The 12,116-nt window shown below is 32.8% G+C and carries 11 protein-coding genes; 9 read left to right on the top strand and 2 right to left on the bottom strand.

The features are described from left to right. Positions 1-61: 61 nt before the first annotated feature. Both RBG61_RS02545 and RBG61_RS02540 read right to left on the bottom strand, forming a co-directional pair. A complete protein-coding gene (locus RBG61_RS02545; protein WP_307945440.1) occupies positions 62-913 on the bottom strand; it encodes an aldo/keto reductase in 852 nt (283 codons plus the stop codon). 14 nt (positions 914-927) lie between these two features. Continuing rightward, positions 928-1,683 (bottom strand): exodeoxyribonuclease III, encoded by a 756-nt coding sequence (locus RBG61_RS02540; RefSeq protein WP_307945439.1) that lies wholly within the window; start codon positions 1,681-1,683, stop codon positions 928-930. A gap of 527 nt (positions 1,684-2,210) precedes the next feature. On the opposite strand from RBG61_RS02540, the gene RBG61_RS02535 reads away from it, so the two are divergent. The 9 genes from RBG61_RS02535 to RBG61_RS02495 all read left to right on the top strand — a co-directional run bounded on the left by RBG61_RS02535 (position 2,211) and on the right by RBG61_RS02495 (position 12,027). Continuing rightward, positions 2,211-3,296, top strand: a complete 1,086-nt coding sequence (locus tag RBG61_RS02535) for a PucR family transcriptional regulator (RefSeq protein WP_307945437.1) — start codon at positions 2,211-2,213, stop codon at positions 3,294-3,296. Between the two features lie 31 nt (positions 3,297-3,327). Beyond that, positions 3,328-4,014, top strand: coding sequence for a cell division ATP-binding protein FtsE (gene ftsE, locus RBG61_RS02530; protein WP_307945435.1), 687 nt, complete (start codon positions 3,328-3,330; stop codon positions 4,012-4,014). Beyond that, complete coding sequence (ftsX, locus tag RBG61_RS02525) at positions 4,015-4,920, top strand: permease-like cell division protein FtsX (protein WP_307945432.1); 906 nt, start codon at positions 4,015-4,017, stop codon at positions 4,918-4,920. A gap of 12 nt (positions 4,921-4,932) precedes the next feature. Then, positions 4,933-6,132, top strand: a complete 1,200-nt coding sequence (locus tag RBG61_RS02520) for a murein hydrolase activator EnvC family protein (protein WP_307945430.1) — start codon at positions 4,933-4,935, stop codon at positions 6,130-6,132. A gap of 127 nt (positions 6,133-6,259) precedes the next feature. Then, a complete protein-coding gene (locus tag RBG61_RS02515) occupies positions 6,260-7,456 on the top strand; it encodes a S41 family peptidase (RefSeq protein ID WP_307945428.1) in 1,197 nt (398 codons plus the stop codon). 104 nt (positions 7,457-7,560) lie between these two features. After that, a complete protein-coding gene (locus tag RBG61_RS02510) occupies positions 7,561-8,427 on the top strand; it encodes a hypothetical protein (protein ID WP_307945425.1) in 867 nt (288 codons plus the stop codon). A 153-nt stretch (positions 8,428-8,580) separates the two neighbouring features. Continuing rightward, positions 8,581-9,057, top strand: coding sequence for a transcription elongation factor GreA (gene greA, locus RBG61_RS02505; protein WP_307945423.1), 477 nt, complete (start codon positions 8,581-8,583; stop codon positions 9,055-9,057). 66 nt (positions 9,058-9,123) lie between these two features. Further along, complete coding sequence (gene lysS / locus RBG61_RS02500) at positions 9,124-10,623, top strand: lysine--tRNA ligase (RefSeq protein WP_307945422.1); 1,500 nt, start codon at positions 9,124-9,126, stop codon at positions 10,621-10,623. Positions 10,624-10,866: 243 nt separating this feature from the next. Beyond that, positions 10,867-12,027 carry a DJ-1/PfpI family protein gene (locus RBG61_RS02495; RefSeq protein WP_307945420.1) on the top strand — a complete coding sequence of 387 codons (1,161 nt, stop codon included), beginning with the start codon at positions 10,867-10,869 and terminating at the stop codon, positions 12,025-12,027. Positions 12,028-12,116 lie beyond the last annotated feature (89 nt).

Genomic DNA, 12,116 nt, shown 5'->3' with positions numbered 1-12,116 from the left:
ATATTTACACAACCAATACAACAATAGCCATTTGAAAATATTCAAATGGCTATTGTTTATTCTAAAATTCAATTAAATCAGTATCTTTGCCTTTGCAACCATCGTAAGTGATTGCATCAATAATCTTCATATCTTCGTTGCTAATTTCAAAATCAAATACCTTAGTATTTTCAATGATTCTGCTTGGTGTAACGGATTTTGGTAATGGAACAAATCCATGTTGTAATGACCAACGAATACAAAGCTGTGCAAAAGATTTATTATATTTCTTTTCTAAGTCTTGCATTTGTTTGATCTCTGCAAGTTTGCCACGTCCTAATGGAGTATATGCTTCTAAAACAATCCCATTTTCTTTGCAATAAGCCACTTTATCTTCTTGTAACTCACCGGGATGAAGTTCTATTTGGTTAACCATAGGCTTAATGGTAGCCGTTTTTAATAGCGATTCAATATGGTGTGGCTTAAAGTTACTAACACCAATTGCTTTAATTTTTCCTTGATTATATAAATCTTCAATTGCTCTCCAAGTTTCTTGATTTTCCTTTTCCCAAGTCTCACGATATGCCCTTGGTATAGGCCAATGGATAAGATATAAATCAAGATAATCCAAGTCAAGTTTATTCATCGTGTCTTCAAATGCGCTCAAGGTGTTTTTATACCCTCGTACATCATTCCATACTTTACTTGTAATAAATAATTCATTCCTTGGAACGCCACACTCTTTTATTGCTTGCCCAACACCCACTTCGTTACCATAAACAGCAGCAGAATCAATATGGCGATAACCACATTGAATCGCTTCTTTCACAGCAGATATACATACATCACCATCGGAAGTTTTATATGTTCCAAACCCAATACACGGCATCTTCACACCATTATTTAAAATAACGCCATCATTTGTAGATTTCATAATATTCATCCTCTCTATAAAGCAATTTCAAGCGAAACAGGGCAATGGTCACTACCCATAATATTGCTATGAATACTTGCTTCTTTGATTTTATCCTTTAGTTGCTCGCTTACAACGAAATAGTCTATTCTCCATCCTGCATTGTTTGCTCTTGCATTATACATATAAGACCACCAAGAATAAGCACCCGTTACATCAGGATATAAATAACGGAAACTGTCGACAAAGCCTGAATCTAATAGTTCAGTCATTTTACCACGTTCTTCATCAGAGAAACCTGCATTCTGACGATTTGACTTCGGATTTTTTAAGTCAATTTCATTATGAGCAACATTCAAATCACCGCACATAATTACAGGTTTTGTTTGGTTTAGTTTCAACAGGTATTCCCGAAATGCATCTTCCCATTGCATACGATAGTCAAGTCGAGCTAACCCACGTTGTGCATTCGGCGTATAAACATTTACAAGATAAAAGGAATCATATTCAAGTGTAATTACTCTGCCTTCGCCACTATGCTCCTCTCTGCCGATATCATAAGACACTGATATTGGTTTTGCCTTTGTAAAAACAGCAGTGCCTGAATATCCTTTTTTAATAGCACTATTCCAATATTGCTCATAACCATCCAGTTCTAATTCCACTTGTCCTTCCTGTAATTTTGTTTCTTGAATACAAAATATATCTGCATTCATTGTATAACAAAAGTCTAAAAAGCCTTTTGTTAAGCAAGCCCTTAGTCCATTTACGTTCCATGATATTAACTCCATAATTACCTCCTGAGGTTTATTTTGTCTGTTATGCTAATTTAATAACAATTAACTTTTGTAGGGAACGGTCTGTAACCGTTCCGCGGAGTGACCGCAGGTCACTCCCTACATTGTATTGCGAATGAATAGGTGCTAACCTATATTTTTATTGATATAACCAGTTTTATATTATTATATCATAAACAAAGTATTGATATAATAAGCGATATGCGTTTTTGCGCAGCACAATGTTCGCATCGCCACGTAAATATATAATAATCCCTACGGATTATTATAGCATAAAGAATAATTAAAACAAAGTTAATTGCTGATTTAACCCATCCTTCATGGTTTGTTCACAAATAATAGTTACAAATGTGTTACAATTGGTTACAAGTTGTATCGAATGTTCATTTTGTCGGCACATTAACCAATATAAAAGTAAAATATTTGTGCTTTCACCTTGCAATATTACGAAAAATTAGGTAAAATAGATATAAGTGAAATTTAATTTAGTTCAAAATATAACGGTAAAAGGGGTATTCATTATGTCTAACAGGTTATTCCAAGGTGTAGTTCATCAAATGCGCGATACAGTTAATCGTGTTATCGGTGTTATCGATGATACTGCAACCATTGTTGCTTGTAGTGAATTATCAAAAATAGGAACAACAAATGAGTTTGTAGCATTCGAAATGTCTGATTCACATGAAGTTTTCACAAGAGATGGTTATAGTTATAAACCATTCGGTGCTCATCTAAAACCTGAGTATGCAGTATTTGTAGAAGGTACAGATGACACAGCTGCAAAATTTGCTCAACTTATTGCAATTTCTTTAACAAGCATTAAGCAATACTATGATGAAAAATATGATAAGAATAACTTCGTAAAAAATATTGTATTAGACAACATTTTACCGGGAGATATTTATGTAAAAGCACGTGAGCTTCACTTCAATTCTGACGTGAATCGTGTTGCGTTGTTAATACGTATTATTTCCACAAATGAAGTTAGTGCTTATGATGTAATTCAAAATTTATTCCCAGATAAACAAAAAGATTACGTGTTTAATATTAATGAGAATGATATTGTTTTAATAAAAGAAACAAAAGCAGGTATTGATGCAAGAGATTTATCTAAACTTGCAGGTTCTATTGTTGACACTTTGAGTAGCGAATTCTATACGAAAGCTGCTGTTGGTATTGGTACAACTGTAATAGGAATCAAAGATCTTGCTCGTTCTTTTAAAGAAGCACAAATCGCATTAGAAGTTGGTAAAGTATTTGATACAGAGGAAAATATCGTTTGTTACGATAACTTAGGTATTGCTCGTTTGATTTATCAATTGCCAACAACCCTTTGTGAAACTTTCTTAAGAGAAATTTTTAAACAAGGTTCTATTGAGTCATTAGACCAAGAAACATTGTTTACTATTCATAAGTTCTTTGAAAATAACTTAAACGTTTCTGAAACATCAAGAAAATTGTTTGTTCATAGAAACACATTAGTATATCGTTTAGAAAAAATTAAAAAACTTACAGGTTTAGATCTAAGAGAATTTGATCATGCAATCGTATTTAAAATTGCATTGATGGTTAAAAAATATTTAACGGCAAATCCTACAAAGTTCTAAAAAAGAGAGAGAAAAGTAAGGAGCGGTTGAAATGATAGAGTTATCAAACGTATCATTAAAATATGACAACAAAACAACAGCTCTAAAAGACATTACGCTTAACGTTGATAGCGGAGAATTTGTTTTTATTGTTGGGGCTTCTGGTGCTGGAAAAAGCTCAATTATTAAGCTTTTACTAAGAGAAAAAGTAGCATCAAGCGGTATCGTAAGAGTAAATGGTGAAAATATCGGTAGATTAAAGCAACGCCAAATTCCGCAATATCGAAGAAAGCTTGGGGTAGTATTCCAAGATTTTAGACTTATTCCGAATATGACTGTTTACGATAATGTTGCATTCAGCTTACGTGTTACGGATGCATCCACTAAATTTATTCGAAACAGGGTACCATATATCTTAAACTTAATGGGACTAGAGCAAAAAGCAAAAAGGTTCCCTAATGAAATATCAGGAGGAGAGCAACAACGTGTTGCTTTAGCTCGTGCACTTGTAAACGATCCTCCCATTATTATTGCCGATGAGCCTACAGGAAATATCGATCCTGAGTTATCCTATGAAATTGTTGAGTTGCTGCAAGGAATTAATCAATGTGGTACAACCATTTTAATGGTTACTCATGAGCAAGACATGGTGCGTCATTTTGGTGGTAGAACTGTTACCATAGACAGCGGTCTCGTTGTATTTGATGATATGATACAGCCAAATGAGGGGAGATTATAAATGAAAGGTTCAAGTTTTAAATATCTTCTTAAAGAAGGTATAAGAAGTTTATGGCGCAATCGTGTTATGGCGTTTACCTCAGTTGGTGTGTTGGCCACCTGTTTAATTATCGTTGGTGCTGCATATTTAATTAAAGTGAATGTAGATAGCATGGTTGGATACATACAAAATCAAACAGAAATGGTTGTTTTTCTAAAACAAGATGCTGATCAAGCTACCATTGATAATGTAAAATCTGCAATTCAAAAAAATGCAAATATCAGTAAGCTAACCTATGTATCAAAAGCACAAGGCCTTGAAAATACAAAGAAAATGCTTGGCAATGAAGGATATTTGTTAGACGGGTTAGAAAATAGAAATACCATTCCGGATATGTTCGAGTTAAAAGTAAAAGACTTATCTCTAACAGAGCAAACTGTAAAAGAATTGAAAACTATCGCAGGAGTAGATATTGTACAAGCTTCAAACGAGGTGGCTCATACTTTAACATATGTGCAAAGAACAGTTAATACTTTTGGCAGCATTTTGATTATAGCATTAGGCATTATTTCTCTTGTCATAATTGCTAATACAATTCGGGCAACAATTTTTACAAGAAGAAAAGAAATTAACATTATGAAATATGTCGGTGCAACAAATACTTTTATTCGTATTCCGTTTATAGTAGAAGGCTTTATGCTCGGTTTAATATCAGCATTTATTGCTTTTATTGTAATTTGGGGTGGATATCATTATTTGACCGCATTTGTAGTAGAAGATGCTTCAATTTGGGTTAAATCTGCGTTAGAAAGTATAATACCATTCAAAGATCTAGCGTTGACAGTTGGTGGATTTTTTACTGTTACCGGAACATTGCTAGGTACAGTAGGAAGTGTGATTAGTATCCGTAATCATGCACGTGTATAAGGGGGCTTTGTAATGAATAGGTTTTCAAAACTATTTAAAACAAATACTAAAAAAGGTATTAGGATGGTTTCCATAGTTATGACTATGGTGATTGTGTCTTTTACTGCCTTTGGTTTCATAAATGTTAATACAACGGTGGATGCAAGATCAATTTCTGAATTAGAAAAAAAAATATCTGATTTAGAAAAATCCAATAAAAATTTAAGTAATAATTTAAATAATATCTCAGGCCAAATTAAAGATGAAGAAGAAAAGCAAGAGATATATGAGAAAAACATAGAAAATACAGAAAAGCAAATTGATTTGTTTAAACAAAAAATTGAGTTAATGCAACATGATATTGGGTTAAAGAAAGGCGAAATTTCCGTAAAAGAAAAAGAAATTAGTGAAAGTCAGGATTTATTTGCACAAAGAGTTCGTGCAATGTACATAGCAGGTTCAAATTCAGCTTTAACTACTATTTTGGAGGCGAAGAGCTTTTCTGATTTCTTAACAAGAGCAGAATTGTTAAAGCGAATTTCAAAAAGTGACCAAGATTTAATTGATAAACTATCAAAGCAACGCAATGATTTAGAAAAGATTAAAGCTAAAATGGAAGAGCAGAACCAATCGCTTAATGCATCAAAAACTCAACTAGATAAGAAATCCGAAAATCTTGAGTCAATGAAAAAGCAAAGTGAAGCTAGTAAAGCACAATTAAAAGCAAAATGGGATCAATATTATGCTGAGAAAAAGAAAAATCAGAAGCTAATTGATCAGCAATATGCTGAAATTGATCGTATTATTGCGGAACAATCAGGTGGTGGTACGGCCCCTGAGGGTGCATTTAAATGGCCGGTTCCTTCATCATCTAGAATTACTTCACCTTTTGGTTGGAGAACTATGTTTGGCAATCGTGATTTCCATACTGGTGTAGATATTGGTGCTCCTTCCGGAACAACAATTGTTGCATCACAAAGTGGTAAAGTTATTTCAGTAAAATATCAAAATGTCGGATATGGATATAACGTTATCGTTGACCATGGTGGCGGATATGTAACGTTATATGCGCATTGCAGCAGAATTGATGTTAAAGCTGGCGACACTGTTAGTCGTGGACAAGCAATAGCAGGAGTTGGTACAACCGGCAACTCAACAGGAAACCACTTGCATTTCGAGGTTCGTGTCAATGGTAAGCAAGTTAATCCTATGGGTTATGTAAGAAAGCCTTAACGTAAATATAAATCTACATACTGCAAATAATATAAACATTCTCTGATGAGAATGTTTATATTATGCAGTAAATTCTATTGATAATAATTTCATTTTGAAAAATTCCATGTATCATTGGAGGACTTTTATGAACAAAAAAATCTCATTAGGTGCTGCAATTGCTTTTATGGTAGTGCTAGCAGGAATTACATTTTGCATCACAATGATGGTTTCATTAAACTATTTTAATACAATGGTTTTAAACGTGAAAAATCGTGAAGAGATGTATAAAAAAATTGCCGATTTGGACAGAGAAGTTCGACAAAACTTTGATGGTACAATTGACGAAGAAGCGTTGTTGAATTCAATTTCAGCAGGATACGTAAAAGGTATCGGTGATAAATATTCAACTTATTTAACAAAAGAACAATATGAAGAAAGATTAAAAGATCTATCTGGAAAATCTGTCGGCATCGGTGTAACAGTTGCAAAAGACGATAGTGGCTATTTGCTTATTAAAAAAGTACTGGCTGAATCTCCTGCAAAAATTGCTAACCTTGAAGTAGGAGACTATATTGTTTCTATCAATGACACCGATTTGAAAACTTTAAGCTATGATAATGCTGTTCGATTGATTAAAGGTGATGCAGGTTCAAAGTTAAAACTTGTTTACCGTAGAAATGGTGTGGATACGCCGATTGATATTATTCGTAAAGACATCACTATACCTTATGTGGAAATGCAGATCTTAGATAAAAATGCGGTTATTAAAATCACCGATTTTAATGAAAAAACCCCATCACAGTTTATAGATGCTGTAAATAAGGCAATTAAAGGTGGCGCGACTGGTTTAATTTTTGATTTAAGAGATAATGGTGGCGGAACAGTAAACTCCGTTATTGAAATGTTGGATTTCTTATTACCGAATGGTGACTTAGGATATAAGATTGATAATACAGGTAAAAAGACAGTTCTAGGTACTTCCGATAAACATCAAATCAGTATGCCAATGGTTGCTCTTGTAAACTCTAAAACAGCAAGTGCATCAGAATTATTTGTTTCTACTTTAAGAGATATAAATAAAACATCTATTGTTGGAGTTAACACATATGGTAAAGGAGTTATGCAATCCTTAATCAAGTTAACCGATGGAAGTGCAATTAACGTAACTACAGCTCATTTCTTCCCACCGTCTGGTCAAAAAATCAATGGCGTTGGAATTAAACCCGAATATGAAGTAAAATTAAAACCTGAATTGGAAACAAATCTTATTTCAATTAAACCGGAGCAAGATACACAACTTCAAAAAGCATTAGAAGTATTAAATTCTAAAAAAGCAAAATAAATTTTAATTTTATCGCATATATATTGAATAAGTAGTCCTACCAAGACTACTTATTCAATATTACTTTTCAGTAGACTGTTTTTACTGAAAGAATAAGGTGAAATATGTTTACAATTATTACTTCTAATCATTATAGTCAAAAGAAACTGTATTTGAAAAATATGAAGCTTGATTATGTTACTTGTGGTGATGTGAAATATTGTATAGTTCGAATTAAAAAAGCTGAAAATGTGAGCTGGAACGTAATTGAAAATCTGCTAGGAGCAACAAAAGAGCGTGTGATTGTTACAAACGAAATCACTTTACCCTCAACAACAGCTATTAAACAACTCGATATTATAAATTATTCACATGTCACAACAATGAACGCCTTACAAGAGATTTTAAGTTATAATCAAAAATATATTAAGAATAAAACCGTTACACTAATAGATATTAACTGTCACTATCAAAACTACGCTAACATTCTAGTGGGTTTTTTCGGAGTAGTCCGCATTATTACAAAAAAAATGCAATTATATGAAGACTACAAGAATACCATGTATTATGAATGCGGTGCTAATATTTTAGTTTCTAATAAAATATTTCCAAGTGCAAGTGACAATGTATTATTTGTTTCGCCTGACGGAATAATACTATCTAATATGATAAATCAAACCATTCCCATAATTATTCCAAAGAAATTGGGGTTTGATGCACATTCATACATTTATCATTCATTTCGAGCGGAAACGCCAAATGAATATTTGGAGGCAATTCCACATGATCTGTTAAAATTAGATAGTATACAAATTGATTCTGAAGAAAAAGAAAACCCACAAATGTTTTTGCATAGCTATCAAGCTGCAATTTATCAATATTGTGGAATTAAGGCTTTAGGAAGCTTAAAGCCTATTTATTGCTATAAAAATAACAACAAAATAATGATGGATACGATTAAAAATAATATTTTTGCTATTGACATAAATTAGAAGCTTATATATAATAAGAATATTGCTAATAAGCTACACCATCACAATCCACTTTTGTGGATTGTGATATACTATTATAAGCAACATGTTGAAAATTGATTTATAATTGTCTTTTGACAACAAGATAAATAACTTAATACAGGAGGATTTAGAATGGCTAGTAAACCTATACTATTAACAAGCGAAGGTCTTGCAAATTTAGAACAAGAGTTGGAACAATTAAAAACGGTGAAACGTAAAGAAGTATCTGAAAAAATAAAAGTTGCTCTGTCTTTCGGCGACTTATCAGAAAATAGTGAATACGATGAAGCAAAAAATGAACAAGCAATGATTGAAGCAAGAATTGCAGAGATTGAGCAAATGTTTAAAAACGTATCTGTTTTAGATGAAGACGGTATTACGACTGATGCAGTAAGCGTAGGTTCAAAGGTAACTGTACTAAATCTGAAGAACGATAGAAAAGACACTTATAAAATAGTTGGTTCAACAGAGGCTTCACCACTTGATAAACGTATTTCTGATGAATCTCCGGTTGGAAGAGCATTACTTGGAAGAAAATTAGAAGACATTGTTGATGTTGAAGCACCATCAGGCGTGATTCAATTTAAAATTTTAGAAATTAGCAAATAATGATTAAAATAAGTTTAAGAAATTATTGATATAATGATTTTTAAGCAAAATAAGGGGACGTGTCAAATGAACGACAATAATACAGTTGAAAATAATGCAGTGGAGGATTTAGGTGATCTTTTAAAAGTTCGTAGAGAAAAGTTAAAAGATTTATGTGAAAGAAACTTAAATCCATACGAAGTAACTGTATATGATCAAACTGCTTTTGCGCAAGTAATTACAGATAATTTTGATGAATATGAAGGCAAAGAAGTATCTATCGCCGGTCGTATTATGAGCAAACGTGATATGGGTAAAGCTAGCTTTATTGATATTCAAGATACAACAGGCAGAATTCAATCCTATGTAAGAAAAGACCACGTTGGTGATGATTCTTATGTAGATTTTAAGAAGTATGATATTGGCGACATTATTGGTATTCGTGGTGAAGTATTCCGAACACAAAAAGGACAAATATCAGTAAAAGCAAGCGCAGTAAAATTATTATCTAAATCATTATTGCCTTTACCTGAGAAATTCCATGGCTTAAAGGATATGGATTTGCGTTATCGTCAACGTTATATTGATTTAATTGTAAATCCTGAGGTGAAAGATACCTTTATCAAGCGTAGTAAGATTATCAAAGAAATTAGAAACTATTTAGATGATAATAATTTCTTGGAGGTTGAAACTCCGGTATTACAAACGGTTGCTGGTGGTGCCGCTGCAAGACCATTCAATACACATCATAATACCCTTGATTTAGACATGCATCTTCGTATTTCACTTGAATTATATCTAAAACGCTTAATCGTTGGCGGATTTGATCGAGTTTATGAAATAGGCAGAGTATTTAGAAATGAAGGCATGTCTGTTCGTCATAACCCTGAATTTACCTTATTGGAATTATATCAGGCATATACCGATTATGAAGGCATGATGAATTTAACAGAAAATCTAATCAAGCATGTAGCTGATAAAGTTATCGGTACGAAAGTTGTTCAATACGGAGAATATGAAATTGATTTAGAAAAACCATTTGAGCGTTTAACCATGATTGAAGCAGTAAAAAAATATGCAAATGTTGATTTTTCTACAATTGAAACAGTAGAACAAGCGAAAGCATTGGCACAAGAACATCATATCGAATTTGAAGATCGCCATATGAAAGGTGATATTTTAAATCTGTTCTTTGAGGAATATGTTGAAGAACACTTAATCCAACCAACCTTTATTATGGAACATCCTGTTGAAATTTCACCTCTTGCTAAGAGAAAACCAACCGATCCTGGCTATACAGAGCGTTTTGAGTTGTTTATTTTAGGTAGAGAACATGCGAATGCTTTCTCAGAGTTGAACGATCCAATTGACCAAAGAGAACGTTTTGTTCATCAAGTTGAGTTGAAAAATGCAGGCGATGATGAAGCATCTGATATGGATGAAGATTTCTTAAATGCATTAGAATATGGTATGCCTCCAACAGGTGGTTTGGGTATTGGTATTGACCGTCTGGTTATGTTATTAACAAATAACAATACAATTCGTGATGTATTATTGTTCCCAACAATGAAACCGGAGATTAAGTAGAAAATAAAAATATAGTACTGATAAAAAGGGCTTTGACCGATATAGGTCAAAGCCCTTTTTCCATCTTATCAAATCCTGCGATGTATGGTTAAAATAACTAAGTACTATGTGTTACTCTTAGAATAAATAGTTTTTTATTATTTATCGTTAATAACTGTAAATATGCATATAAACATTGATTATACGCTATAGAAAATTAAAGAAAATATTGATAAACTTTACTTATTAAAGGAGGAATAATTTATGAAAAAATTGTTTAAAAGGTTTATTGGTTTTACATTATGTTTGTGCTTGATGGTAAGTATAGTTTGCATGGTAGGAGTATCAGATGCTCGAGCGAATGCAGCTACAACACAAAAAAAGGTGCTATTAATAATTGCATCAAAGGATTATGAAGATATTGAGCTATACGAACCAATGGCAATATTGAAAGCAAACGGCGCTAAGGTATCTATAGCTAGTACTGTAACAACAACTGCAATTGGCTCACAAGGAAGGAAGATTACTCCTAATGTTAAAATTTCAAGTGTTAATCCAACAGACTATGATGCATTTGCTGTAATAGGCGGAACAGGAGTAATTGGTGAGCTTTGGGATAACCCAGATCTCAGAGTATTATTACAGCAAGCTAATGAGCAGAATAAGATTATAGCAGCGATATGTGCTGCACCCCCTATTTTAGCAAAAGCTGGATTGCTGAAGGGAAAAAGTGCAACTATGTTTCCCTGGAACGAGGGGATTATGCAGCTTACAAATAATGGGGCAAATTATGTTAATGAAGAAGTTGTTGTAGATGGAAATATCATTACAGGTAAAAATCCTGCTGCTTCAAAAAGTTTTGGTTTAGCTCTTTGCGATGCTCTAAAAATTCGTAAGTTTCAGAAAAATGTACTTATTGTTATACCATCAAAAGATTATGAGGATGAAGAGCTTTCAACTTCCAAAGCATTACTTGAACTGAATGGTGTAAAGGTAACCATGACAAGCACAGTCTCTTCTGCAACTGGTGCAAATGGTTCAAAATATACTACTGATTTACTAATTTCAAACGCTGTTGCAGCTAATTATGATGCTATTGTAGTAATAGGACAAACAAATGGTGACAATACTTTATGGAATAGCAAAGAGTTATTAAAGTTGCTACAAGATGCATATAGGCAAAACAAGATTGTTGCTGCTATATGTGACTCTTCTTCTAATTTAGATAAAAATTGCTTATTAAACAATAACAAAGGAGCTATATTCTCTTATAATAATTTTATTAGACAATTGATTAAAAGTTGGTCTAGATGTGGAAGTAAGGAAGTTACTGTTATAGGTAATATTATTATAGGTAGAGATCGTGAATGTTCTACTGAGTTTGGATTAAAGATATGTGAAGCATTGAAAATTTTAGGCAGATAAATATTTTTAAAAAAGTTAACATTTGAAAACAGCACAGTGGTATAATATGGATATACGATTGTGCTGTTTTAAATGTTTTTGGAGGAAAC

It is taken from the genome of Paludicola sp. MB14-C6, assembly GCF_030908625.1.
Lineage (GTDB): Bacteria > Bacillota > Clostridia > Oscillospirales > Ruminococcaceae > Paludihabitans.
This window is presented reverse-complemented; position numbering and strand designations above follow the sequence as displayed.